The organism is Serratia sp. FDAARGOS_506, assembly GCF_003812745.1.
GTDB lineage: Bacteria > Pseudomonadota > Gammaproteobacteria > Enterobacterales > Enterobacteriaceae > Serratia.
In genome coordinates this window covers 4,637,958-4,662,347 of record NZ_CP033831.1, presented here as the reverse complement: position 1 = coordinate 4,662,347, position 24,390 = coordinate 4,637,958, and the positions used below count along the sequence as shown (strand labels likewise).

Genomic DNA, 24,390 nt, shown 5'->3' with positions numbered 1-24,390 from the left:
GCCCGTCAGCGATTCAACAGCGAGCCGGTGAAGAACTCTCTGCGCACCGGCAACTCGCCGCGCGGGCTGTTAATGGCGCTGAACAGCAGCTCCGCGGCGATCTCCCCCAGTTTCTGCGTATCGTGATACACCCCCGGAATGTGCAGGCCGTAAGCGCCGGCGCGCGGCGGTTCGTCTATCGAGAAGAACTTCACCTGCTGATAGAGCCCCATCTCGTGGCAGATGGCGATGGCGCCCAGCGTAATGATGCCATTCAGGCCGATGATGTAATCCGGGCGGTTCTCCGGCTGCGCCAGATAGGTGCGCACCTCGCTCTCTTGCGAGGTGAAATCGTAGTCGCCGTTGATGATGTGAATCTCACGCCCGCTGCCCTGCAGCGCCGCGACGATGCCGGCGGTGCGCGTTAGCGTAATTTCCGAATCCGCCGGGCCGCCGATAATCAAAAGCTTCTGCTCCGGCTGCTCCGCCAGATAACGGCCGGCCAGCACGCCGATCTCGCGGTTATCGAGGAACACGCCGCTCAGCTGCTGATCGTAAAGGTCACGGTCGATCAGGATCAGCGGCACGCCGTACACCTCGGCCAGCTCGAGATAGGCGGGGCGGTAGCGCTTGTCGTCGCGCACCGCCGACAGCAGAATGCCGCGCGCCTTGTAGCCGAACAGCGCCTGAATGGCGCGCATTTCCGCCTCTTCGCTGCCGTCGGTGTCGAACAGCATGATCTGGTAGCCCTGCTGGCGCGCAATGCGCGACACGGTCTTGATCAGGCCGGAATAGAACGGGTTGTACATGCTGCTGGTGACGATGCCGATAATCTGGCTGCTGCTGCTTTTCAGCCCCTGCGCGAAGGCGTTGGGCACATAGTTCAGCTCTTTGGCGATGGCGTGAATGCGCTCGCGGGTTTCCGGCTTGACCAGCTCGGGCTTATTGAAGGCGCGGGAAACGGTGATATTGGTCACCCTGGCGCGGCGGGCGATATCCACGATAGTGGCATTGGGATTGGCTTTCGACACCGTCTTTCCTTGCGTTATGCCTCAACAGATCCCTTATTGTAGGGAAAGGGCGGGGGCGGTGCTAGGGGGGAGTTGGGGGGCTGGAGCTGGGGGAGGTAAAATAATGGAATGAATATAGAGGTAATAATGTCGTTGATTTATTAATTGTGAGTCAAATCATTTTGTGTGGTTGTGTTTTTTTGAGGAGAGGTTGGTAAGGTGTGTTTCATTGTTGAAGTTAGGTATCAATGGCTGCTTTGTGCCAGAAGCGGAAGTTGCTTGCATCATGTTATGTTAGTTTACGGGAGCAGGTCACCCAGATAAAAATAAACATTTATTGAAACCTTGTGTTAGTTCAAGATAATGAAATTGTAAATCTTGTTATGCTTTAACTATGAAATGTTGGAGAGTTAATTTAAATGCCATTGTTTTAAGAAAAGTGTATCGGTTAGCTTCTTGGGCTGTGTTCAACTCATGGATAGGTCAAATGTATACTTCTGATAAGTCGTTTTCTTTAACCAGTGGTCAAGCTGCTAAGGTGAAAAATTTTTAGCTTACTTCTAAAGATTTAGGGAAGAGATGATGGCACCCCGTAAAAGCATCCCAAATGAAATCAAATTACAATTGTTTTCTGCATCAGCAGGGCATTGTCAGCATCCTGATTGTCATAAGCCACTGTTTCCTCAAGAGATGGGCGGTTATAAGCATATCGGGGAAATGGCACATGTCATTCCCCATGGTAATAAGGGGCCAAGGCATGAGGAGAGACCTGAAGAGGTATTTGAAGCAGACTCTTTTGAAAACCTTCTTTTACTATGCCCTAATTGCCACACTCTCATCGACAAGGCTCCTGAGGCTTATCCCAGAAGCCTCCTTCTAGACTGGAAGACAAACCACCTTGTTGCTTTGGCCAATCGGCAAGGCATTATTCGCTATGAAAACAGAGAGCAAGCAAGAGAGGCTGTTTTAGCCGCTATGGATGAAAATAAAGCTCTTTGGGCAAAATTTGCGCCTGGTGAAGGAGAGCGTTTTACCTATGATCCTGAATCTGAAACGGCGGAATTATGGTCTCTAAGAATACGTAGTGTCATTTTACCTAATCATTATCGAATTCAAGCTATTTTAGGCCTGAACAGATGTCATATGACACCTGATGAGAGAGGTATTTTTGCGCAGTACCTTGAGCACGTTCGTGGGCTTACAGAACGTCATGTCTGTGGCGTTTCCGGTAAAGCCATAAGGTTTCCAAGAGAAATGGATGGAATATTAGCATGAGTTGGCAAGTAAATTATGCGATTGAATATATTAATGATGATCTAAAAGAATCAGGGTCTGCAGTGCATGTGAATGGAGATGCTATTAGAATATCTATTCGCGATAGGCCTGATGTATTAGCGGTAATTTCAGCATCAGAAGAAATTAGCCTGGAGATTGCTCAGAGATATCATCATGATTTCCCGGATGTAGATTTTATATGTGGGTATAGAAAAGAGTGTGTATGGACTGGAGAGGCCATTAGCTATCTTACATCAGCTAAAATAGGATGGGGTAACGCTGGAACCTTTTACAGCGCACTGTCTAATGACACTCTCAATACTGCCTCCCATAAAGACTACTTTTTCTCGTATCGGCTCATAACGCAGATGAGGGTAGTAAAGGAAGTAGAGAGACAGTTTGATCGTGTTTTTATTATTACTTTAGCAAATAATCGAAAGTTAAGAGTAGGTATGTTAACTGAATACGAACCGACTGCAGATTCTGTGCGCACTTTTTGGGGAATATTTGGCCCTGTTGATATTTTGTGGAATATAAATCCCAATGGAAGTCCTGCTCGAAATGCCTATGAGGCAGGTAGTGAACTTGGTTGTGAGGTAATGAAATGGCCGGAGTTAAAAGCGTTGATCACTCAAAAATAATGACCGCGAGTGAAGTTGCAAAACATCTGTTAAATAATTGCAAGACATTAGCTTTGTATGAGAGTTTTATGTTTGGTTCGTCCCTTTTAGGGATAGGTTGTGATTACGATATATTGATTATTGGACCATCAGGTGATGCTTTGCATAAACTTAAAGGTGAAATGAAATATGCTGGCGCCGAATTACCGTTAGATATTTTATATATGCTGCCAATCGAAGCTGAAGAAACACAGTTTGTGAAGAAACAAAAATGTGTATCTCTTGCACTTTTAGCTTCACAAGGGCGTTAGAAAATAATTCGCATTATGTCTTTGGGTTCAGATGGTGTCATCTGTAACTTAGCATTTCGACCACAAAGGTTCATCTGTGCAAAGCTAAATTTTTCCATATTAACATATATTAATGTCCGCATCTCGCTCAAGGTGGATCTAAGTCTCCTCACAAATCCGCTCCGTGCCAACTGCGGACATTACGAGCTAGATCATCTATATAGATAAAATACACTCACCATCCTGTGCGTTGGAAAATACTACCTAGCAGTTACCGAACCTGCACGTCTTTTCGCGTAATTCCGGTTTACTGCTACATTGATAGCCTGAAGTCTTCAATTTTCTGCCCCAATATTTCTTCAGGCTGGCGACCATCTGACTTGGCAACTAGCATCGCTTTAACATCTTCGTCATCCAGCACCAAGATCATTTTTTTATGAACTAGCCATTGTTCTCTCAACGTATGTTCACAACCTAATGCGTCGCCACCCTTGCGAGATATGATTAACCCAAAGAGACCAGCTCCATGTGGTTTCAAGTAGTTCGCGATTTGCAAGATCTCAGACTTTTTGACTTTTCTTGAGTAGTTTTTTGCATCAATCACAATGTAATCAGCTTCATACTTTTGTCGCAAGAAAGACCAGAATCCCTTATCAGTATAGTTTGGCATGATGAAGTCGCGGCGATTGGCTTTCAACTTGTCAGATAGCTCTGGAATTGGCTTCCCAAGAGGGGGCGTGAACAAATGTTCAAGAATATCTCCAACGAGGTTCTGATACACATAGCAGTCGTTCTTCCCTGGAATACAGGAAGATAAAGAATTAATTAACTCTTGCTCGCGAGTAATCTTTTTTGTTGGACGCGTGATCCGTGCAAGAAATAATGCCCTATAATAGCTTGGAGATGCAGCCTCTATTTGTTTAGAAAAATTGTTTGCAATGTATTTAATATCCCACGCTTCAATGTCCGCCGCATTCAGAGCCGACAAGTCAGTTGCTCTCAAGGTTGCTGGAATAGCGAGGACCATCCTGCCATTACCGTAACTGGATTTGTATTTTTCCAATTGTCCAATGACATTATGAATATGGCCGGAAGTTAGTGCTAAATAGGTCTTGCACTCGATTAGCAAAACTTCCTTTGTATCATTTAACCGTCGGTTTACTAGAAGATCAGCCCTATAACGAATTTCGCGGCCTAACAGTATATCCTGTTGTATGTCACTGAAGTTAGGATGATTTTTCAATAGCTCAGTGAGAAAACTGACAAATTCATATTCACGTGGCTGGCGATCAAATGTTCGGTGACAATTTGGGCAAAGAATTGTCAAATTGTCTTCAGATGATTCACCACCTGCATAGGTGGGAACAAGATGAGCAAGCTCAAGTGGAACCACGTCATCTTTAACACCACAGGCAGCGCAAGCATGATCGTATTTCTCAAGCAATTTACGTCGGATCGCTACAGGAACTCCGCGATTTCGTTTTAATCTTGATACATTCTCGATGCTCATTAAGGATCTCGCCTTGTAGCCTTAAAAGTGTTTATGTGGGCATCGCCCTTACCCAGATGGCCATTATTTCACTCGTTCGACAAGTCTTTCAATCCTTAGTCATGATTTTTCCGTTGACCCGCTCCCAGTTGATTGGCACACGGCTTTGCTAGCAACATTTATGGCGATTCAATTACGAACGTCCGCTCCTCGTTCAAAGTTGCCCCTCAGCTCCACGCCAGGCGCGGAGTAAACGCATCCGTGTAAGTGCACAATTTTCATGTGCCACTAAAGCAGCGTGTTCCCATCGACATTCAGTCAGCTTTATACGCCTGCCACTCGCGCCAGACATTCTCAGGATCAATATCGCGGTAGCCACGCTCTCTGATTATATCCTCGGCTGCTTCGGCCGGCAGGCGGATGGCTGTAGCGTCATCGCGGATGGACTCAACCTCATCGCGGGTCAATTCCCGTCCCATGTCCTGTTCTTTATCAATCAGGACTATGATCAACGCAGGGATAAAAACAATCTTCATACTGATAAGCCTCTGAAATATTCGCATGCCACTGTATCACTGACAGTTTTGATATAGTTTGACCTGTTCCTAGTTGATTGATACACGACATTGTGAGCAGGATCTATGGCGACTCAAGTACGAACGTCTGCTCCTCGCTCAAAGCCGCCCCTCAAATGCCACCATTCAAAGCAATAAGCCAGCGCCAGCAGCGGTGGGGCGAAGGTGGAGAGGGGCTCCATTAGTAGAAAACAGCAATCCCCGCCAAAGAACGATCGAATAAGCAACGCGGACGATGAACGCTGCGATCCACTACCAGTAACAACACCGCTAATCTACAGCGACGTTTCACCCACCAACCCCCATCCACAACCCCGGCAACAACCCCAACGTCTCATCAATCAGCGCACGCCGGTCATTGCCCGGTTTCCAGATGGTCACCATGGTTTGGCTGATCCCCTGGCTGCCCACTTCGGTGCGCAGCGTGTTGACGTTTTTCCACCGTTCGGCATGCATATGTGTCGGCAGGAATCCCCAGCCGCAGCCCTGTTCGAGCAGGGCGCGCAGCATCTCCAGCTCGTTGGTGAAGATAGTGTGCCCTGAAATTTGCAGGCGGCGCGCCACCGGTTCGTCAGAGTCCGGGTGCATGATTACCTGCGGCGTGAGTGAGAGCTCCAGCAGCGAAAGCGGCTGTTCCGCGCCGGGGAAAAGCGTTTTGGCGGCGTAAAAATCCATCTCTATCGCCCCTAAGGCGCGCCACTCCATGGTGTCGCCCACGCTGCGGTTGCGCGCCTGGCAGATGCCCAGATCGGCCTGGCCGCTTGCCAGCAGGCTTTCCGCTTCGTCGCGCGAGGCGTTAATCAGGCTCAGGCGCGTGTTGCGCTGGGCCATGGCGGCAATCAGCGCCTGCAGCAATGCGCGTGGCGTGAAAGGATCGTAGACCAGCGAGATTTCCTGCGCCGCGCTCTTCGGCACGTCTTTAGCAAACGCCTCAAACGCTTTCACCTGGCGCATCAGCAGGTGCGCCTGGCGCTGCAGCTGTTCGCCTTCCGGCGTCAGGTGCAGGCTGCGTCCCTCGCGCAGGAACAGCGCATAGCCTAAGCCATCCTCGAGAAAATCAATCAAATCGCGTAGCGTCGTGCGGTCTTTGCCCAGCTTGAGCGCGGCTTTCGCCAGGCTGCCGTGCTCGGCCACGGCGGTGAAGGCTTCCAGTTGGGCAAAGGAATAAATCAGGCTCGGCACGCGGTTCCCCCGTCGATTTTGCGGGGGATTTTCCCCCATCAGGCGTTTTTTATTATAGGCCGCGTTTTTTTAAGCTGAACGCCTTCCTGAGCTAAGCGAGAAAAAATATGAAAAGCAAAGTGTTTAACCGCAGCCTGCTGGCGGGCGTTGTCATCAGTCTCTGCAGCGGCCTGTTGGCGCCCGCCGCGCTGGCCGCCTGTGCGGGCACCGAACTCAGCGCCTGTCCCGCGCCTTTCGATACGCAATTGCCGGACACGCACAAGATGCTCACCTGGAGCCAGAGCGACCGGGTGATCGGTTTTCGTAACGACTACCGCAACTATGCCGGGGATGTGTTTCACCACGGCAACGCCGCGCCGCTGCTTACTGCCGCTAAACCGTTAACGGACGCCACCTATCGGGTGAATGGCAAAACCTACCACCTGCAGGATTACCTACAGCGCCAGAACGTCAGCGGCATGCTGGTATTGAAAGACGGTAAAATCGCCTGGAAATATCTGGGGCAGGGCAATACCGACGCTACCCTGTGGACGTCGCGCTCCGTGGGAAAATCCGTGGTCGCCACGCTGGTGGGCGTGGCGATTAAACAGGGCAAGATCCGCTCGCTTGACGATCTCATCACGCAATACGAACCCGATCTGAAAGGCACCGCGTGGGACGGTGTGACCCTCAGGCAGCTGATCACTCACACCTCCGGCGTGGCGTGGAATGAGGATTACACCAACCCGAAATCGGACTTCGCGCAGCTGACCGAGTGTGAAGCCAAGCCCGGTACCTACGCCTGCGTGCGCAAGCTGGTAGCCGGTTTGCACCGCGCGCACCCGGCAGGGCAGAACTGGTCTTACTCCTCCGGTGGCGCGTGGCTGCTGGGCGACGTGCTGGAGCGCGCCACCGGCATGCCGCTGGCGGCCTATCTGCAGCAAAGCATCTGGCAGCCCTACGGCATGGCGAGCGACGGCGTGTGGCATGCCTACGCCAAAGGCCAGCACGACGTGGGCGCGCACGGCTTCAACGCCACGCTGGAAGACTGGGGGCGTTTCGGCGAATTCATTCTGCATAACGGAAAGTTGCCGAACGGCAAACAGATCCTACCGGAAGATTGGGTAGCCCAGTCGTCCAACTGGACGCGGGCGGCAGGCTCGGTGTCGGCGGCGCATCCCAACGGCATCTACGGCTTCCAGTGGTGGAACAACGAAGTGCCGGTGAATGCGACCAACGTCGAACCCGCTCCGCAGGCCTCCCTCAAGCATTCCCTGTGGGCGCTGGGGATCTTCGGCCAGATGATTATGGTCAATCAGGCTGAGAATCTGGTGATCGTCCAGTGGTCCACCTGGCCGCAGGCGGAGCCGTCCTTCAGCGCCCAACCGCTGGAGGCATCGCTGATGTTCAGCGCGATAGCGCAGGAATTGCGTTAATTCCACGGAACGAGCAGGGGCGGATGGCGGTTGCCATTCTGCCTCTGAGCGGCATATTCCATGTCTTCGACGCTGACCTTAAGGGAGTCTCAATTCTCTACAGGTAGAGGAGGCCAGTCTCCACCGTTTTTAATTAATAACTCTTTTATCTTGTTAATTTTCTCTTTATCCTCGGCATCGCCTACCCCTCTATCTATAAAGCGTTGGAGCTGATTGCCCATAGTCCAACCAAACTTACCCTTGATTTTATTATCTGCACCTCTCTCCAACAGAAGTATAGTATGATCAAACGAACGAGAATCCAGAGAGCTTATTAATATGGTATTCCCCAATGAATCCATTGTATTTATATCCGCACCATAATCCAGCATCACCTTTAACGTTTCAGGGTTTTTCGCTTCTAAAGCTTCGAATATAATGGGTTGATTGAATACCTTATCTTTTGCGTTTGGTGATAAACCGCCGTCGAGCATGGCCTTGATCCAAATTCCCTTATCGGCTTTCATGACAAATTCCGCCGGGCTGCTTCCCCCTTCCGGTCGGGGCTGCAACGGGTCTGCGCCCGCTTTAACCAGGTCGGTTATTATTTTCAGCCTTTCCGGCGTATTTTTATCATAGATTGCGTTCAGCACCGACCAAAACAGCAGGGTCATGTCTGCTTTCACCGGTCGATTCAGTTCTTCCTTGCTTATAGAGGGAAGCTTCTCTTTCAGTTTCACTTTATCGCCATCATAAATCAGCTGTGCGATGTCCAACTGCCGGCCTTCAAAAAAATCCTGTGGCTCATATTCCATGCTTTTGTTGCATCCTTGCACCATGAGAACAGCAAACAGTAGTGCTATTGCCATTATCAATTTACTCATATTCTTCCCCTGAGAATGGTGACATCCTCGTCTTTCTGGTCTTCAATACGTTTTATTGCGTGGTCTATAGCGTGTGTATCGAAAACCAGATGCAATCTGACAGCCCCAGTATAATAACCGGCAGCTGTCAGATCTGCGTTGATGAAATTACGGCGTTTCCTTTGCTCCTTTCAAAAGCATGAGTTCGAGTATTTTCTTACACTGTACATTGTATTCTGAGCCATCTTGGCTGTCTTTTATTTGCCGGTTTACTGCTGTTAACAGCGAAAGATTGTTTATATTTACCGGGTTAGGATCCGCACCCCGATTGAGCAGTAGGGCCATGTGCTCAAAGGCTGAGCTAAAAAAAGCATCCATTAATAAGGTTTGTTGCAAGGAGTCTCTGATATTTATATCCGCGCCATAATCCAGCATCACCTTTAACGTTTCAGTGTTTTTGGCTTTGATTGTTTGGAATACAATGGGTTCATTGAATACCTTATCTTTTGCGTTTGGCGGTAAACCACCGTTGAGCATGGCTTTGGCCCAAATCCCCTTGTCGGCTTTCATGACAAATTCCGCAGGGCTGCTTCCTCCCTCTGGTCTGGGCTGCAACGGGTCTGCGCCAGCTTTAACCAGGTCGGTTATTATTTTCAGCCTTTCCGGCGTGTTTTTATCATAGATTGAGTTCAACACCGACCAAAACAGCAGGGTCATGTCTGCTTTCACCGGTCGATTCAGTTCTTCCTTGCTTATTGAAGGAAGCTTCTCATTCAGTTTCACTTCGTCGCCATCATAAATCAGCTGCGCGACTTCCAGTTGACGGCCTTCAAAAAAATCCTGTGGTTCATATTCCATGTTTTTTTTGCATCCTTGCATCATGAGAACAGTAAACAGTAGCGCTATTGCCATTATCAATTTACTCATATTCTCCCCCTGATAGTGGCGACATCCTCGTCTTTCTGATCTTCAATCAACTTTATTGTCTGGTCTATACCGTGTTTATCGAGCAGGGTTCCTGTCCCACCGGCAAGCGTGTGCGGTATGCCAGCGGCATCAGGCATCGCCAGTGACGACCACTCTTTCAAGGTGAAAGGCAATGCTACGCCCCAGGGTTTTTGCAAAGAATCGGGCAGGGAATTTTTTATAAGCTCATAGTCACTTTCGTTATTAACCTCCTGTAACGTGGTTAATAGTTCTCCCTCAACTCGATAGGCCTGTATGTTCTTGGCTGAACCAATCATCTCAGCTCCGTATCTTCCTACAGTTCCATGATGGAGTCCGGCTGCATTGAACGTCCAGGCGGGTTTTCCACTGGACATTGATGCAGCTGAGGCCATTCCCCCGCCCAATGAATGACCAGAAATATCGACGCCGGAGGAGTTCTTTACTTGTAATCCTATTTTAACCGCCTGCTTATAATAATCTGAGTTCGCCCCCATCCCCTGAGCACCATTATTTATCCAGTCATTCACATTTTTAACACCTGAGAAGTCGCCCCTAAGGGCCTTTTTGGCGGCGCTGCCGATTCCCTCCGGGAATTCTGGCGCTCTTGATCCTCTGAACACGACCGTTGGGTTCATCTCTTTACCAAAAACAGTGCTATCAGGTTGATATACCCTTGCCAAAAAATCCGGAGATTCATCTCTGTCGAAGAGCATATTTCTGTTTAGCCCAATTTTACTCAGGGCCGCATTATCGTTACTGATATCTTTCCAACCCTCGGGAACGCCGGGAGTCTCCTTTAGCGGATTCGTGCTCTTGTAGATATTCTCCGCCAGTTTTGCCTTCTCGACGGCGACATTGTTTGCCGCCAGGCGTTCCGAGGCGATTCGGGCGTCCGGGTAGATACTCCGTTGCCCGCGGCCAATGAGGTATTTTCGCTCCTGCCAGCGTTGCGCCTTGGTCAAGGGGCCAAACACGACCGACTGTGAGGCTCTTGCACCTTGCGCCGGGATATCCGGGCCAAGGGCCGGTTTGGCCCGCGTGACTTGTGCGGGGAAGACGGACGGGCGCGCCCGGCGGCCGCCGTAAGACTTCACGGCCTCTTCGTACCGCTTCACTATCCTGTCCACCGGGTAGTTGGGCTCTTGTCTCCCCTGCGGTATCAGGTAGCCGTCGATGTCGGCGTAAAATGGCCCCATCGTCGCCAACACGCCGGGCCGGGTTTCGACCGCTACGACAACGCCGCTCATTAGGTCGCTCTGCACTCTTGCGCGCAGGTTAGAGCTTATTCCGTTTTGCGTAACGCCGACTTCACGGCGGATCCGTTCACCACCGCGAAAACCAGAAAAAAGCGACAGAATGTCATTGTCCGGCATGTATGAAAGGCCGTGACAGGCGCGGGAAGGGCTGACTATACGGGGGAATTCATCAGGTGAAATAATATCATCGGCGATATACAGCAGTTTCAAACTGGAAAACATAGTGTGTCTCTTCCTTTGCTTGCTGCACCTTGGCCTGTTCAGGCGGGCGCTCGCACTCCTTGCACTCGATGGAGCCCCGAGGGGCATGTTATCGAACGGCAGTCAGCGATAGCTAACGGCGCATAGGACACCAGATAAGGGATGATAACGGCTTAGGCCAATTTGTAAAGCCGGCCAAATGTTAACCGGAAAGTTCTTGTTTTCCAAAGGCTGCTGCGGCGGCAAGGCAGCACCCGTCTTATCTTAGACGCCTGATCGTCAGTCCATCAGCCTGGCAAGCGTTTTGCGGCCCACCGATACCTCAATCTCCCACCGGTGGTTCAGAGCGGTTTCATCGCTATTGCCATCGCGGCTATAATCGGGCCTGACGACGCTATCCCCTGTGAACCGGCGTTTACCGCTAAGGCGGGCGGGCGCAGGAGATGTCTTGATATTCCTTGAGGCAATGCATCATTGTAACCAAATCCCATTATGGTCACTCGTTGTTGATCTGGGTTCATTGAGCTAAGCTTAAAAAATGACTGAATACACAAATGCGAATCCCTCTCGGGGCCCCTCTGACCATAGCGTCCGCGATCAGATCGTGGACGCCGCCACGGAGCATTTCGGGCACTTTGGCTATGAAAAAACCACGGTATCCGATCTGGCTAAATCAATAGGCTTCTCCAAAGCCTATATCTATAAATTCTTTGACTCCAAGCAGGCGATAGGCGAGGTGATCTGCGCCAACCGGCTGGCGACAGTCATGGAGATTGTCAATGCAGCGATCGCAGAGGCGCCGACGGCAGCCGAAAAAATGAGGCGCTTATTGAGGGCGCTCACTGAGGCCGGCAGCGATCTGTTCTTTCACGATCGCAAGCTGTATGACATTGCGGCGGTGGCTGCGCGCGATAAGTGGCCTTCCGCCGTGCGGCATGAAGAGCGCCTGCGGCAACTTGTTGAGCACATTATCCTTGAAGGACGGCAGACGGGGGAATTTGAACGAAAAACGCCGCTGGATGAGACCGCGGATGCAATATATCTGGTCATGCGGCCTTACATCAGCCCGATACAGCTGCAATGCAATCTGGAGACGGCATCCTCAGCTGCCGCGCTCCTGTCATCGCTGATACTGAGAAGCCTGTCGCCTTGATTTGTGACTATTGACAATATTGGTCACTAGTCTGAGAATGCGGTTACTGTCCTGTTAATTCAGTAAGGGAACCCATGCTCCGGCTTAACCCCGCCACCTTCGCTATTTGCCTGTTGCCGTTTGCCCTGGCGGGCTGCAACGATGCTTCCGGTATTGACGATCCGCGAACGCAACCGCCTTTGGTGAGGGCGGCGACCGTAGTCAATGCCGTCGATACGGCTCGCGCATTCAGTGGCGTGGTCGTCGCACGCATTCAAAGCGATCTCGGTTTTAGAGTGCAAGGTAAAATCCTTGAACGTCTGGTGGATGCCGGCCAGAGCGTTAAACGCGGCCAGCCCTTAATGCGCCTGGATCCTGTTGATCTGCACCTGCAGGCGCAGGCTCAGCAACAGGCCGTCGCCGCTGCGCGGGCCCGTGCCCGGCAGACCGCCAATGATGAAGCTCGCTATCGCGGTCTGGTTACCGCCGGCGCCGTCTCGGCATCGGCTTACGATCAGATCAAGGCCACTGCGGAGACGGCCAAAGCGGAACTCAGTGCTGCCCAGGCCCAGGCTAACGTGGCGCAAAACGCGACGGGCTACGCGGTGCTGCTGGCCGATGCCGACGGCGTGGTCATGGATACGTTGGCTGAACCCGGTCAGGTTGTCAGCGCGGGTCAGCCCGTCGTCCGGCTGGCCAGGGCGGGGCAACGCGAGGCCTTGGTGCAGTTGCCCGAGACGCTGCGCCCGGCGATCGGAAGCGAAGCCCAGGCTGCGCTGTACGGGAACGATAAACAGTCAGTGCCTGCGAAACTGCGCCTGCTCTCCGATGCGGCTGACCCAGTGACGCGAACCTTCGAGGCGAGATATGTGCTTGAGGGCGCGCTGGCGAGCGCACCGCTCGGCTCCACCGTCACGCTCCACATTACCGAAGATAAAATAACCCGTCAGGTAGTGCAGGTGCCTTTGGCGGCCATCTATGATGCGGGCAACGGGCCGGGCGTCTGGGGGATTGTCGGCAAGCCGGCCAAAGTGTCATGGCGATCCGTCCAGGTGCTGAGCCTCCGGGACGATGCGGCAAACGTCACGGGCGCACTGCAAGCCGGTGAACAGGTGGTCGCGCTCGGGGCGCATTTGCTGCATGACGGTGAATCTGTACGCACGGCGCAACAAGACGCTGGTGCTGTCGCGGGGAACCGGCCATGAGCGGCGGGCGCTTTAATCTCTCGGCGCTCGCCGTTCGTGAGCGATCCATTACTTTATTCCTGATCGTCCTGATTACGGTCGCCGGGATCCTTTCGTTCTTCGAACTGGGGCGTGCGGAAGATCCGCCGTTCACGGTCAAGCAAATGACGATCGTTTCCGCCTGGCCGGGGGCCACCGCGAAGGAAATGCAGGAGCAGGTCGCCGAACCGCTTGAAAAACGGTTGCAGGAGCTCAAGTGGTATGACCGCAGTGAGACTTACACGCGTCCAGGCCTGGCTTTTACCCTGCTGTCATTGCAGGACAGCACGCCACCCGCACAGGTGCAGGAAGAATTCTATCAGGCGCGCAAGAAGCTGGGCGATGAGGCGAAAAACCTGCCGGCAGGCGTGATCGGGCCGATGGTGAATGACGAATTCTCCGACGTGACCTTCGCGCTTTTTGCGCTGAAGGCGAAAGGGGAGCCGCAGCGGTTACTGGTTCGCGATGCGGAATCGTTACGCCAGCGTCTGCTGCACGTGCCTGGGGTCAAGAAGGTCAATATTATCGGCGAGCAGGCGGAGCGCATCTTTGTTTCGTTCTCGCATGACAGGCTGGCGACGCTGGGCGTTTCTCCTCAGGAAATTTTCTCCGCTCTCAACGACCAGAACGTTTTGACGCCGGCCGGTTCGATAGATGCCCAGGGAGCGCAGGTCTTTATTCGCCTGGATGGCGCCTTTGACAAGCTGGAGAAGATCCGCGCAACGCCTATCGTCGTCCAGGGCCGGACGCTGCAGCTCTCAGACGTGGCGACGGTAGAACGCGGCTACGAAGATCCGGCGACTTTCCTGGTGCGCAATCAGGGGGAGCCGGCGCTGCTGCTGGGCATCGTCATGCGCGAGGGGTGGAACGGTCTGGATTTGGGCAAGGCGCTGGATGCGGAAACGGTGAAGATCAATCAGGGCATGCCGCTGGGCATGACATTGACGAAGGTCACCGATCAGGCGGTTAACATTAGCTCCGCCGTTGACGAGTTCATGATCAAATTCTTTGTCGCGCTGCTCGTGGTCATGGGGGTTTGCTTCGTCAGCATGGGATGGCGCGTGGGGGTGGTGGTCGCGGCGGCGGTGCCGTTGACGCTGGCTATCGTTTTTGTGGTGATGGCGGCGTCCGGCAAAAACTTCGACCGCATTACGTTGGGCTCCTTAATCCTGGCGCTGGGGTTGCTGGTGGATGATGCCATCATCGCCATCGAAATGATGGTGGTGAAAATGGAGGAGGGATACGATCGCATCAAAGCCTCCGCCTATGCCTGGAGCCACACCGCCGCGCCGATGCTGGCCGGTACGCTGGTCACGGCGGTCGGTTTTATGCCGAACGGATTTGCACAGTCCACCGCCGGCGAATACACCAGCAACATGTTTTGGATCGTGGGTATCGCGCTGATGGCCTCCTGGGTGGTGGCGGTGGTGTTTACGCCTTATCTGGGCGTGAAAATGCTGCCGAACATCAAAACGGTGCAGGGCGGGCACGCGGCTATTTACGACACCCGGCACTACAACCGTTTTCGCCGGCTGCTGGCCAGCGTCATCGCGGGCAAATGGCGAGTCGCGGGCGCCGTTGTTGCCGTCTTTATCGTGGCGATTCTCGGCATGGGGCTGGTAAAAAAACAATTTTTCCCTACATCCGATCGCCCGGAGGTGTTGGTAGAAGTTCAGATGCCTTATGGCACCTCTATTGAGCAGACCGGCGTCACCACGGCGAAAATCGAAGCCTGGTTGAATAAGCAGGAAGCCGCGAAAATCGTCACGTCTTACATCGGACAGGGCGCGCCGCGTTTTTATCTGGCTATGGCCCCTGAGCTTCCCGATCCCTCGTTTGCGAAAATTGTCGTGCTGACGGACAGCCAGGCCGCGCGTGAGACGCTCAAGTTGCGCCTGCGTGAAGCGGTGGCGGGCGGGCTGGCGCCGGAGGCGCGTATCCGCGTGACTCAACTGGTGTTTGGGCCGTATTCACCTTATCCGGTGGCATTCCGCGTCATGGGGCCGGATCCCGCCAAACTGCGCGAGATTGCTGAGGGCGTGGAAAGGGTGATGCGGGCCAGTCCGATGATGAGGACCATCAACACCGACTGGGGCCCGCGCGTGCCGACGTTGCATTTCGCGCTCAATCAAGATCGCTTGCAGGCGGTGGGATTAACCTCGAATGCGGTGGCCCAACAGCTTCAGTTTTTGCTCTCAGGTATTCCTGTCACCTCCGTACGTGAAGACATCCGCTCGGTGCAGGTCATGGCGCGCGCAGCGGGCGATATTCGGCTCGATCCGGCGAAAATAGCGGGTTTTACCCTCGTCGGATCTTCCGGGCAGCGCATTCCGCTGTCTCAGATCGGGACGGTTGACGTGCGAATGGAAGATCCCGTCCTGCGTCGCCGCGATCGCACGCCGACCATGACCGTGCGGGGGGACATTGCCGAAAACCTGCAGCCGCCGGATGTCTCCACGGCAATCATGAAAGCGCTGCAACCCACCATTGACGCGCTTCCGGCCGGATATCGCATTGAGCAGGCCGGATCCATTGAGGAGTCGGCAAAGGCGACCAAAGCGATGGCGCCCTTGTTCCCGATCATGATTGCCGTGACGCTGTTGATCATCATTCTGCAGGTGCGTTCGATGTCGGCAATGGTCATGGTGTTTCTCACCGCGCCGCTGGGGCTGATTGGTGTGGTGCCAACGCTACTGCTCTTTAACCAGCCCTTTGGCATCAATGCGCTTGTGGGGTTAATCGCGCTGTCGGGCATTCTGATGCGCAACACCTTGATCCTGATTGGCCAGATCCATCACAACGAGCAGCAAGGGTTGGCGCCTTTCCACGCGGTCGTGGAGGCGACGGTACAGCGAGCCCGGCCGGTGTTGCTGACGGCGATGGCCGCCATATTGGCATTTATCCCGCTGACTCACTCGGTGTTTTGGGGAACGCTCGCTTATACCCTGATTGGCGGGACGTTTGGCGGCACCGTTATCACGCTGGTGTTTCTGCCGGCAATGTATGCCATTTGGTTCAAGATACGCCCAGACGATCGGCAGCAGAAGGAAAAGGCTGCGTCTTAGGCCTGTGTTTGGCCCGCATTATTCACCGCGTAGTCTAACCGCAGACCATGGCCATTGGGCGACGGTCTGCGGTTTTTCATCATTGGCGGAGAAAGGAAGGTTTGCAAGCGAACGATCACCGCCTCTCTCTGAATTCTAACCCCGCCGATCAAACCGATAAACCAGTGCCAACGCCAACGCCAGGATCAAAAGCGGCGGGGCGAGGGCGGTGAAGGGCGCGTTGAGGGCGAACAGCAACCCCAGGTTGAGGACGATCTGGTAAGCGATGTAGGTCAGCAGCCCGACGATCGCGCCGAGCGCTAACCGGCTGCCCATGCCGGGCGCGCGCGGGGCGGTGAAGGTAAACGGGATGGCCAGTAAAATCATCGCCAGCACCAGCAGGGGCTGGCCGAGTTTTTTCCACAGCGCCAGGCGGTATTCGGTGCTGGGCTGCCCCGATCCCTGCAGGTAATCAATATAGCGATCCAACTGCCGGAGCGAGAAGCTGCCGGCGGGCAGGGTCAGCTCTTTCAGGCTCGGCACGGTGAACAGCGAGCGCCACGGCAGGCTGCTTTGCCGCACAATCGTCTCTTTTCTGCCTTGCCAGCTTTTCTGCATCACGTTGTACAGCAGCCAGCTGCCGTCGGCGGCGGTGCTGGCGCTTTCGGCGTAGATATAAGACGCCAGCGTGCGGTTGGCCTGATAACGGAAGATCTCAATGCCGTGGGGCTGGTCGTTCTCATCGACGGTTTTGACCGTCACAAACTCGTTGCCGTGCCGCGCCCACAGCGGGTTAACGGTGACGTCGTTATCGTTCGACTGCGCCAGGGCGTTGTTCTTCATCTGCAGCGCGCGTTGCTGCAGCGGCGAGGCCGCCCACTCATCGAGGGCGCCGAGTGAGAGGTTCATCAACAGCCCGGCGGCGAGCATCACCAGCGCAATACGGAATATCGACATCCCGGCGGAGCGGATCGCCGTCAGCTCCAGGGTTTTAGACAGCTGGCCCAGCCCGACGATGCCGCCGAGCAGCGAGATAAACGGCCCCAGATCGACCAGGCTGCGCGGCAGGGTCATCAGGGTCACCAGCAGCGCCTGCTGCCAGCGGTAGCCGCCCGGGGTCACGTCCTCCAGCTCGTTGATCAGCGTAAAGGTGGTGAACAGCGGGATGAGCAGCCCGGCTACGGCGGCGAAGCCGATAAACACGTTGCGGATCAGGTAACGGCTAAAAATAGTCATCGGGAGATTTTCCGCAGCAGGGATAAGTCGCGCGCCAGCAGCAGGGCGATGCCGACAGCCATCGCCAGCGGCACCAGCCAAACGCCGGGGATCGTCGGCAGAGAGCCGTTGGCCACCAGCGTGCGGCAAATGTTGCCGCCATAGAAAATTACGGTAAACAGCACCGTCAAGGGCAGCAGCGCGGCGTAGCGCCCCTGTCGCGGCTTGATGCGGCTAAAGGGGATCGCCAGCAGCACCATCAGCACGGTGGTCAGCCCGCGGCTTTCGCGCCATTGCAGTTCGGCGGCGTCACCCGGATCGGCGGAGCGCGCCAGCTCCGCCGGCGAGGCCGATTTGTGCCGGCTCTCGGCGCTGGGCACGAACGGCTTGAGCGCGATGTCAAAGTTGTCGTAGTTCTGCCCGTTGTCGTCGGCGCCCTGGCGATCCAGCACATAGGCGGTGCCGGTTTTCAGCCGTACGGCGGGGCTGGCGGGGGAGGCGTCGAGCACCTCCACCGACTGTGCGCGGTACAGGTTGGTGTGATGGCCGCCGCGTACATAAATCAGGGCGTCCGTCAGGTGATTGGCCGTTTTGTCGACGTGATTGGCGAGGATCATGCGGCCGTTGCCGCTGACGTTGAATTTGTCGGCCTGCAGGTGGCTCACGTCCAGCACCGATTGCGACTCTTGCTGCAGCTGATAAATATTGGCGTACGCCCAGGGCCTGCCATACAGCGAAAGCAGCGTGACCGCTATCGCCAGCGGCACGGCAAGTATCAGCACCGCCTTATACAGCCGCAGCGGGCTGGCGCCGGCGGCCAGCATGGCGGTGATCTCCGCATCGCTGTACAGCTGGCTCAGCGCGACCGCCACCGAGACATACAGCGCAACGGGCAATATCATCTCCAGCGCGATCAGCGATTTATAGAAAACCACGTCGGCCACCACCCGCAGCGCCAGCGTGCCGTTGGCGGCGTCGGTCAGGTAGCGCTGGGCGGAATAGCTGGCGAACATGAAGATCAGAAACCCGGCGATCATGATCACCAGGCGGCGGATCTCAGCCGTGATGTAGCGTTCAATCAAATACATGCGTCATCGGCTCCCGGCGGCGTGCGCTTCATGGCGTCTCCCGCGCGATCAGGGTACGCAGCAGGGCGATCACCAGGTCAACTTCCTGCGGGGTGAGTGCGCCGTCCTTCGCCCACTGCACGCGCCCGGCCTTGTCCAGCACCACGATGGTGGAGCTCTCTTCCGGCAGCTGCCAGGCCATGCGCCCCAGCCCGTCGCTGTCGACGATAAACTGCGCCCAGGGGTAATGCCGCTTGTTTTTCTCGATCTTGCCGCGCACGAAGAAGCCGGAGCCCGGTATCGCATCGTCGGTGTTGACGATGGTGGTGGGCTGGAAGCGATCGCCCGGCAGGTTCGCGTTTTTGACGGCGTTGATCAGCAGCGAGTTCTTCTTTTTGGCGGAGGTGCGCCCGGCGATGTACTGGATCACCCGCACCTTGCCCGCCAGCTTTGCGCTGTTCCACGGCCGGTAGTGGAAATCGCCGTTGCGCAGCAGCAGCTCGCCGCGATCGGCGATAGCGACTGGCGTCACCGGCCGGCCAGGAACGAAGTTATGCGCTGATGCCGCCAGCGGCGACAGCAGCAGGGCGAGGGTCAGCAAGCGACGTAACGTCATCATGGCTCCGCGCAATGCGCTTATCTGCCCGCCGCGATGGCCGGCTGGGAAAACGACAGCGGAAAGCGCGCCAGCAGCAGCTCCAGGCGCTGACGGATGTCGATATCCAGGATCGCCGGCCGGTCATAGATATCGCCGCCGGCCAACTTATCGGCCACCATTACGTCATGCCGATCGCCCATCAGGCCGTTAATCGCGGCCAGGAAGCGCGAGATCTGCCGGGCTTCGCGGTTGTCGGGGTCGATCGATCTCAGCGTGTCGTAAAATGACACCTGGCGGCTGACAATTTTGCGCACGTCATGGAACTGATGCCCGGTCAGCGCCGGGCTGGCGATCAGCGTTTGCAGCTGGCGCATTTGTTCCTGGCGGTAGGTGATAAAGCCCTGTGCGCTTTCCAGACGAGTGTGGCGTAGCGCATAGCGCACATACGACCAAACCGGCTTGCTAAGCAGCAGCCGCAGCAGGTTACCGTAAAGCTTCAGGTTCTTCTGGTTGCCGTTGCGAAACGCGTCCTGAAAATGGCCGAGCACCACGGTGGTGGTGTGGAACAGGCGGTTGGCGCGGTGGGGCGCGCCGTACAGCTGCTGGGCGAAGCGCAGGTGCTTATAGCGAGCGCGGATATATTTGTAGCGCATGCGGGTAGCCGCCGCCAATTGCGGGTCCTTCAGGAAACCGTTCACCAATTGCAGCAGTTCGCGGCGGGAAAAGCCGTCCTCCCAAAACTGCAGGCACAGCGCGTAGTTGTCCCGGATGTTCTCGAGAGAACATTGCAAATCAATCTGCTGCGGCAGGCTGATATTCGCCTCAACCAGGTCGTCTTCTTCCACTGCGACAAACAGCGCCTGGGTGGTATCAGCGGAGAACTTTTTCCAATTATCGTTAGCGGTCATTAATTACTCTCTTTGGGCACATTCAGCCCCAACATAAAGCGATTGCGGTAGGCGCCGATCGTCGGTATCAGGGATAACAGAACGTCTAAACATTGCCCCAGTAAATAAGCGAAGGCGGCGCCTTGCACGCCGAAGGCATATGCCATCGACACCAGCAGCGCAATGTAGGCCGCCGAGGCCGTCGCCTGCGCGATCAGGAAGGCGCGTTGCTTGCCCGCCATAAACAGTAAGGATTCCTGCGGGAAGCCCATCATGGAGACGATGATCGCACCCAGCATGATTTGAATCAGATCATAGGCTTCCAGGTATTGTTGCCCGAAGACCGCGGAAATGAGCGGCTTGCCGACCAGCAGCATCAGCACCGCGACGGCGAGGCCGATGCCGCCGGCAAGCAGCGAAGAACGCAGACCCAGCAGCCACGGGGTCTTGGTGCGCGGATCCAGGCGCATGATCTCGGGATAGAAGCTCTTCTCCAGCAGTTTGGCCGGAGTACCCGTCGCATCGAAGAAGGTCATGGCGATCTTGAACAGCCCGGCGGCGGCCGGCCCGAGCACCACGCCCACCAGCACGGTGGTGCAGGAGTTGCGCGCGGCCCAGATGGTATGGGCGATGTTGGTGGTCCAAACGAAGTTCCAGGCGCCCTCGATGCGGCGTGCGACGTTGAACAGCCGTGGCTTCAGCGCGCCGTGGATATCGCGGCGGCGCAGCTCGCGCGCGGTGAACCACCAAAACAGCGTGCCGCCGATCAGGTTAGAGGCGTACCAGGTGACGATGAAGCCGGGGAATCCCAGATCGAAATAATAGGAGATGACGCTGCCCACCGCCTGCAGGAACGGTTTGATCGCCTGCTGGATGGCGATGAGATCGAAGCGGTTGAAGGCGCGCAGCACGCCGGTCGGCGTGGATGAGGTCATCGATGGGATCAGGGTGCAGTACAGCATGGCGAGCCAGAAGCTTTCGCTGTCCAGCCCCAGGGCATGGGACAAGAACGGCAGCATGATCATGCCGCCCAGCACGGCGATGATGCCGCTGGCGATATCCAGGCCGAAGGAGAAGGCGACCACGTCGCGGAAGCGCCCGGTGTTTTGATGTTCCAGCGCCGGGGTGCCGAACTGCACCACAAACTGCCAGGTCTGGAATTTGATGAAATCGCTGACCGCTTTGGTATAAGCCTGGATCACCACCAGCACGCCGAACATTTCAGGCGACATGCCTTTACCGGCGCAGGAGAGCGCCAGCAGGCCGAGCAGCGCGCTGGCCACGCTACCCGAGCCTAAGTAGGCGGCATTACGTAGAATGGAACGAAACGCGCCATCGGAAAACCACCGTTTCATAACCCAAACCAGCCGTTATCGTTGTTTTGCTGCATCTTGTGTTCCGCAGTCATGCGCTTGCCTTGTATTCGTTTAATAAACCTGAGTTTCTTTACCGGCCTTTTCACCGGACTGCCCGATGTCGCTCTGTGAACGCTTCGCGGGGTTCACCACGGCCGAAATGGCGTTGAGCGCGTTGCTCAGCACTTCGTCGTACGGGGCTCTGGCGTCCAGCTCGATGATGCGTGCGCCGTTGTATTGCAGGCGCACCATGGCGCCGATCTTGTCTTCGAGCTCTTCATAGCTGTGATCGGGCTTGCGGGAAAACGCCGTATCGACGTCGATATCGAGGCGAATGATCAGTTCCGGCCGATAGGCGGCCATGTGTTGATACAAACGGCGTTCGCGCGCCGCCAGGCGGCTCAGCAGCCGGCCTTTTGCGCGTTCCACACCGATACCTGGCCCGTCGTAGTAAAAACCTGATATTTCCGCCTGCGGGTAGCGATCGCTGATCACCAGCACGCCGCTTTGCGCCAGCCGCCGCACTTTGCGCAGGTTGGAGGCGCGCCACAGCGAGAAGCCGTACATGATGAGTGCCGCCCATAGCGCCGGCGGCCTATTGCTCATGCGCTGGGTTTTATCGGATTTGGCCGCCAGACGCCGTTCCAGCCACACGCCGATAATCGGCAGTCGCTTGATTTTGTCGCCATCTTCGCCGGAGATCAGTCCTAAATAGCGCCGTTTTGTCGGGCGATGTTGCTGCAGGTTCTTGACCAGATCGGCGGTCAACGTGGATTTGCCCGTGCCGTCGCTGCCCACCACGGCAATCAGCCCGCGAATGCAGGTGGAAGAGGGGGGCTGTTCGGCAGAAAGTTTATTTTTTTTCATCTGTTTCGGTACGAAAAGGTTATTTGTCGGCTAGGCATTGGCGGCCCTCAACGATATTTTAACGGCGCGCAGCGATTCGTCGAAAATATGGCTGGCCGGCTCACGGCCGTCTAAATCCAGTATGTTAGCGCCGTTAAACGTCAGGTGCGGGATGACGGCGATCTTTTCACGCAATGCCGCCAGCGAGTGATCGGGTTTGCGTGAATAGGCCGTTTGTTCGTCAATGTCCAGCCGAATTAGTAATAAGGGCTGATAAGACGCCATCCATTGATACAGGCTTTGTTCGCGCTTTCTCAGCCAGCGTACCCAGCGATTGCCGCCGGCGGTTTTCGCCAGCTGCGGGCCATCGAAACGAAATCCCGCTACTTCGGCCTGCGGATAACGATCGGTAATCAGCAATGCGCCCTGGCGACTTTTCTTCAGCATGCGGCGGAATTTATAAACGCGCCAATAGGAGAGTAAAAAGATCACCAGCGCTGTGGCATTATCCGGCGGTGCGGAAGGGCGATCGTGCACACGCTGCGATTTCTTCAACAAATAACGCCCGAAGGGCGCGCCAATAATCGGCAGCGAACTGATCCATTCGCCGATACGCCCTGAAGACTGGCCGAGATAAAGCAGTTCTGCGGGTTCCTTTGCCGATAAGGCGTTGACCAAACTGGCGGCCAATGTGGATTTTCCCGAGCCGTCACAGCCGGTTATCGCTATTACGCGCACGGGCGAGCGATCAGATGAAGGTCTTATCTGCTGACTCACAATAATTGATCCAATGCGAAAAAAACTATTGTATTCCAATACGCCTTGGGTTCAAGATATTTATTGTGCTTTGCTACGATAAAATAATGGGATTGGTGTTTTTGTTCGTTATTTGAATTGATATTCATGGCGTTCATTCTTGTTATTTCGTGCTAATTGTTCGTGCGTGGGTCATTTTCGCTTTTTATGTTAATTTCCGGCATGGCTCGCGGCGGAAAAAGAGCAGAGGTTTTCAATTTTCGCTTAATGTTTTGTGCTTTTTGGCGCTGCTTGAGGCAATTTATTTTGCGCGGCTGCTGCGGCAACGTTAAGCGTGATTTCGCTTCAAACATGGCACGCCGTTTCTGGTGTATTGAAAGAGAGTCTTATTATGAGTGCAAAATTTCCGCCGTTGATTGCGGTTATTGGCAGCGACGGATCGGGTAAGTCCACCGTTTGTGAACATCTGATCAAATATGTGAAACATTATGGCCCGGCGGTACAGGTGCATCTGGGTAAACAGGCGGGCAATGTCGGGCGCGCGGCGGCGAAATTGCCGCTGCTCGGGCGATCGGTAGGCAAGGCTATCGAGAGCAACACCAAAAAAGTCAAAACGAAAAAATCCCGGATTGGCCTGTTGCCGTCGGCGGTAATCATCGCTTTTGTGGGGCGGCGGCTGCTGCGGTTTCGTCGCATGCTGGCGTTTCGTCGGCAAGGCTTCATTGTGTTGACTGACCGTTTTCCGCAGGCCCAAATCCCCGGCGCTTATGACGGCACGGTATTTCCCGTCGACGTTGAAGGGAGCCGTTTTGTCCGTTGGCTGGCGGCGCGGGAACGGGCGGCATTCCAATGGATGGCGGAGCAAAAACCGGATCTGGTTCTCAAGCTGAATGTCAGTCTGGACGTGGCCTGCGCGCGCAAACCCGATCACCGCAAAGCGTCGCTGGAAAAGAAGATCGCCGTCACGCCGTTATTGACGTTTGAAGGCGCCGACATCGTGGATCTTGATGCCGATCGGCCGATCGAAGAAGTGCTTTCGGCGGCGGAAAAAGCCATCGAGGAATTTATGGTGGCTCAGGGATATCGTTATTCAGTTAGTGAGGCATCAACCGCTGCGCACTAAGGTGCGCATGGGGTCGGCAGAGCGGCGATGGCGTTTTCGGCACCGCCGCCGCAGCCGGTAGG

22 protein-coding genes are annotated in these 24,390 nt (G+C 55.0%); 8 read left to right on the top strand and 14 right to left on the bottom strand.

Annotated elements, in window-relative coordinates; genetic code table 11:
* Positions 1–5: 5 nt before the first annotated feature.
* Positions 6–1,010: a LacI family DNA-binding transcriptional regulator gene (locus EGY12_RS22590; RefSeq protein WP_094461371.1), complete on the bottom strand. Its 1,005-nt coding sequence runs from the start codon at positions 1,008–1,010 to the stop codon at positions 6–8.
* Between the two features lie 558 nt (positions 1,011–1,568).
* On the opposite strand from EGY12_RS22590, the gene EGY12_RS22585 reads away from it, so the two are divergent.
* From EGY12_RS22585 to EGY12_RS22575, 3 genes are read left to right on the top strand one after another with little or no spacing between them, the layout of a single operon-like run.
* On the top strand, positions 1,569–2,264 hold the full coding sequence (locus EGY12_RS22585; RefSeq protein ID WP_216641506.1) for an HNH endonuclease signature motif containing protein: 696 nt from the start codon (positions 1,569–1,571) through the stop codon (positions 2,262–2,264).
* On the top strand, positions 2,261–2,905 hold the full coding sequence (locus EGY12_RS23515) for a hypothetical protein (RefSeq protein WP_253722904.1): 645 nt from the start codon (positions 2,261–2,263) through the stop codon (positions 2,903–2,905). The genes EGY12_RS22585 and EGY12_RS23515 overlap by 4 nt, the downstream gene beginning before the upstream one ends.
* Entirely contained in the window at positions 2,869–3,195 is a 327-nt protein-coding gene (locus EGY12_RS22575) for a hypothetical protein (protein ID WP_196531410.1), read from the top strand. The genes EGY12_RS23515 and EGY12_RS22575 overlap by 37 nt, the downstream gene beginning before the upstream one ends.
* A 292-nt stretch (positions 3,196–3,487) precedes the next feature.
* Here the strand turns inward: EGY12_RS22575 and EGY12_RS22570 are convergent, their stop codons facing one another.
* From EGY12_RS22570 to EGY12_RS22560, 3 genes are all read right to left on the bottom strand, one after another.
* Positions 3,488–4,684, bottom strand: a complete 1,197-nt coding sequence (locus EGY12_RS22570) for an HNH endonuclease (RefSeq protein WP_123895445.1) — start codon at positions 4,682–4,684, stop codon at positions 3,488–3,490.
* A 293-nt stretch (positions 4,685–4,977) separates the two neighbouring features.
* A complete protein-coding gene (locus tag EGY12_RS22565) occupies positions 4,978–5,199 on the bottom strand; it encodes a hypothetical protein (RefSeq protein WP_123895444.1) in 222 nt (73 codons plus the stop codon).
* 327 nt (positions 5,200–5,526) lie between these two features.
* Positions 5,527–6,420, bottom strand: a complete 894-nt coding sequence (locus tag EGY12_RS22560; RefSeq protein WP_123895443.1) for a LysR family transcriptional regulator — start codon at positions 6,418–6,420, stop codon at positions 5,527–5,529.
* A gap of 107 nt (positions 6,421–6,527) precedes the next feature.
* On the opposite strand from EGY12_RS22560, the gene EGY12_RS22555 reads away from it, so the two are divergent.
* Positions 6,528–7,835, top strand: a complete 1,308-nt coding sequence (locus EGY12_RS22555; protein ID WP_123895442.1) for a serine hydrolase — start codon at positions 6,528–6,530, stop codon at positions 7,833–7,835.
* A gap of 89 nt (positions 7,836–7,924) precedes the next feature.
* On the opposite strand, the gene EGY12_RS22550 is transcribed toward EGY12_RS22555, so the two are convergent.
* From EGY12_RS22550 to EGY12_RS22540, 3 genes are all read right to left on the bottom strand, one after another.
* On the bottom strand, positions 7,925–8,698 hold the full coding sequence (locus EGY12_RS22550; RefSeq protein WP_123895441.1) for an ankyrin repeat domain-containing protein: 774 nt from the start codon (positions 8,696–8,698) through the stop codon (positions 7,925–7,927).
* Between the two features lie 147 nt (positions 8,699–8,845).
* A complete protein-coding gene (locus EGY12_RS22545) occupies positions 8,846–9,604 on the bottom strand; it encodes an ankyrin repeat domain-containing protein (protein ID WP_172962949.1) in 759 nt (252 codons plus the stop codon).
* Complete coding sequence (locus EGY12_RS22540; protein WP_123895440.1) at positions 9,601–11,103, bottom strand: phospholipase; 1,503 nt, start codon at positions 11,101–11,103, stop codon at positions 9,601–9,603. Before EGY12_RS22540 ends, EGY12_RS22545 begins: the two co-directional genes overlap by 4 nt.
* Before the next feature lie 517 nt (positions 11,104–11,620).
* On the opposite strand from EGY12_RS22540, the gene EGY12_RS22535 reads away from it, so the two are divergent.
* The 3 genes from EGY12_RS22535 to EGY12_RS22525 all read left to right on the top strand — a co-directional run bounded on the left by EGY12_RS22535 (position 11,621) and on the right by EGY12_RS22525 (position 16,502).
* Positions 11,621–12,235 (top strand): TetR/AcrR family transcriptional regulator, encoded by a 615-nt coding sequence (locus EGY12_RS22535; RefSeq protein WP_123895439.1) that lies wholly within the window; start codon positions 11,621–11,623, stop codon positions 12,233–12,235.
* Between the two features lie 74 nt (positions 12,236–12,309).
* Entirely contained in the window at positions 12,310–13,419 is a 1,110-nt protein-coding gene (locus EGY12_RS22530) for an efflux RND transporter periplasmic adaptor subunit (protein WP_123895438.1), read from the top strand.
* Positions 13,416–16,502: an efflux RND transporter permease subunit gene (locus tag EGY12_RS22525; protein ID WP_123895437.1), complete on the top strand. Its 3,087-nt coding sequence runs from the start codon at positions 13,416–13,418 to the stop codon at positions 16,500–16,502. Before EGY12_RS22530 ends, EGY12_RS22525 begins: the two co-directional genes overlap by 4 nt.
* A gap of 135 nt (positions 16,503–16,637) precedes the next feature.
* On the opposite strand, the gene lptG is transcribed toward EGY12_RS22525, so the two are convergent.
* The 7 genes from lptG to EGY12_RS22490 all read right to left on the bottom strand — a co-directional run bounded on the left by lptG (position 16,638) and on the right by EGY12_RS22490 (position 23,226).
* Complete coding sequence (gene lptG / locus EGY12_RS22520; protein WP_123895436.1) at positions 16,638–17,717, bottom strand: LPS export ABC transporter permease LptG; 1,080 nt, start codon at positions 17,715–17,717, stop codon at positions 16,638–16,640.
* The gene (lptF, locus tag EGY12_RS22515; RefSeq protein ID WP_123895435.1) at positions 17,714–18,784 is read right to left on the bottom strand and encodes an LPS export ABC transporter permease LptF; all 1,071 of its coding nucleotides are present in this window, start codon (positions 18,782–18,784) and stop codon (positions 17,714–17,716) included. The genes lptG and lptF overlap by 4 nt, the downstream gene beginning before the upstream one ends.
* 28 nt (positions 18,785–18,812) lie before the next feature.
* Entirely contained in the window at positions 18,813–19,379 is a 567-nt protein-coding gene (locus EGY12_RS22510) for a YtfJ family protein (RefSeq protein ID WP_123895665.1), read from the bottom strand.
* 20 nt (positions 19,380–19,399) lie between these two features.
* Positions 19,400–20,269, bottom strand: a complete 870-nt coding sequence (locus EGY12_RS22505; RefSeq protein ID WP_123895434.1) for a hypothetical protein — start codon at positions 20,267–20,269, stop codon at positions 19,400–19,402.
* Positions 20,269–21,603: a lipopolysaccharide biosynthesis protein gene (locus EGY12_RS22500; RefSeq protein WP_123895433.1), complete on the bottom strand. Its 1,335-nt coding sequence runs from the start codon at positions 21,601–21,603 to the stop codon at positions 20,269–20,271. Before EGY12_RS22500 ends, EGY12_RS22505 begins: the two co-directional genes overlap by 1 nt.
* A gap of 72 nt (positions 21,604–21,675) precedes the next feature.
* A complete protein-coding gene (locus EGY12_RS22495; protein ID WP_123895432.1) occupies positions 21,676–22,470 on the bottom strand; it encodes a hypothetical protein in 795 nt (264 codons plus the stop codon).
* 30 nt (positions 22,471–22,500) lie between these two features.
* Positions 22,501–23,226, bottom strand: coding sequence for a hypothetical protein (locus EGY12_RS22490; protein ID WP_123895431.1), 726 nt, complete (start codon positions 23,224–23,226; stop codon positions 22,501–22,503).
* 370 nt (positions 23,227–23,596) lie between these two features.
* Here EGY12_RS22490 and EGY12_RS22485 point away from each other — a divergent pair, with 370 nt between their 5' ends.
* On the top strand, positions 23,597–24,328 hold the full coding sequence (locus tag EGY12_RS22485; RefSeq protein ID WP_123895664.1) for a thymidylate kinase: 732 nt from the start codon (positions 23,597–23,599) through the stop codon (positions 24,326–24,328).
* Positions 24,329–24,390: the final 62 nt, after the last annotated feature.

Excerpts from the sequence above, each read along its gene's own strand:
- lptG (WP_123895436.1), bottom strand. The coding sequence starts at position 17,717 with ATGACTATTTTTAGCCGTTACCTGATCCGCAACGTGTTTATCGGCTTC.
- EGY12_RS22550 (WP_123895441.1), bottom strand. The coding sequence starts at position 8,698 with ATGAGTAAATTGATAATGGCAATAGCACTACTGTTTGCTGTTCTCATG.
- EGY12_RS22565 (WP_123895444.1), bottom strand. The coding sequence starts at position 5,199 with ATGAAGATTGTTTTTATCCCTGCGTTGATCATAGTCCTGATTGATAAA.
- EGY12_RS22495 (WP_123895432.1), bottom strand. The coding sequence starts at position 22,470 with ATGAAAAAAAATAAACTTTCTGCCGAACAGCCCCCCTCTTCCACCTGC.
- EGY12_RS22510 (WP_123895665.1), bottom strand. The coding sequence starts at position 19,379 with ATGACGTTACGTCGCTTGCTGACCCTCGCCCTGCTGCTGTCGCCGCTG.
- lptF (WP_123895435.1), bottom strand. The coding sequence starts at position 18,784 with ATGTATTTGATTGAACGCTACATCACGGCTGAGATCCGCCGCCTGGTG.
- EGY12_RS22505 (WP_123895434.1), bottom strand. The coding sequence starts at position 20,269 with ATGACCGCTAACGATAATTGGAAAAAGTTCTCCGCTGATACCACCCAG.
- EGY12_RS22535 (WP_123895439.1), top strand. The coding sequence starts at position 11,621 with ATGACTGAATACACAAATGCGAATCCCTCTCGGGGCCCCTCTGACCAT.
- EGY12_RS22530 (WP_123895438.1), top strand. The coding sequence starts at position 12,310 with ATGCTCCGGCTTAACCCCGCCACCTTCGCTATTTGCCTGTTGCCGTTT.
- EGY12_RS22545 (WP_172962949.1), bottom strand. The coding sequence starts at position 9,604 with ATGAGTAAATTGATAATGGCAATAGCGCTACTGTTTACTGTTCTCATG.
- EGY12_RS22570 (WP_123895445.1), bottom strand. The coding sequence starts at position 4,684 with ATGAGCATCGAGAATGTATCAAGATTAAAACGAAATCGCGGAGTTCCT.
- EGY12_RS22485 (WP_123895664.1), top strand. The coding sequence starts at position 23,597 with ATGAGTGCAAAATTTCCGCCGTTGATTGCGGTTATTGGCAGCGACGGA.
- EGY12_RS22555 (WP_123895442.1), top strand. The coding sequence starts at position 6,528 with ATGAAAAGCAAAGTGTTTAACCGCAGCCTGCTGGCGGGCGTTGTCATC.
- EGY12_RS22540 (WP_123895440.1), bottom strand. The coding sequence starts at position 11,103 with ATGTTTTCCAGTTTGAAACTGCTGTATATCGCCGATGATATTATTTCA.
- EGY12_RS22585 (WP_216641506.1), top strand. The coding sequence starts at position 1,569 with ATGATGGCACCCCGTAAAAGCATCCCAAATGAAATCAAATTACAATTG.
- EGY12_RS22525 (WP_123895437.1), top strand. The coding sequence starts at position 13,416 with ATGAGCGGCGGGCGCTTTAATCTCTCGGCGCTCGCCGTTCGTGAGCGA.
- EGY12_RS22575 (WP_196531410.1), top strand. The coding sequence starts at position 2,869 with ATGGCCGGAGTTAAAAGCGTTGATCACTCAAAAATAATGACCGCGAGT.
- EGY12_RS23515 (WP_253722904.1), top strand. The coding sequence starts at position 2,261 with ATGAGTTGGCAAGTAAATTATGCGATTGAATATATTAATGATGATCTA.
- EGY12_RS22500 (WP_123895433.1), bottom strand. The coding sequence starts at position 21,603 with ATGAAACGGTGGTTTTCCGATGGCGCGTTTCGTTCCATTCTACGTAAT.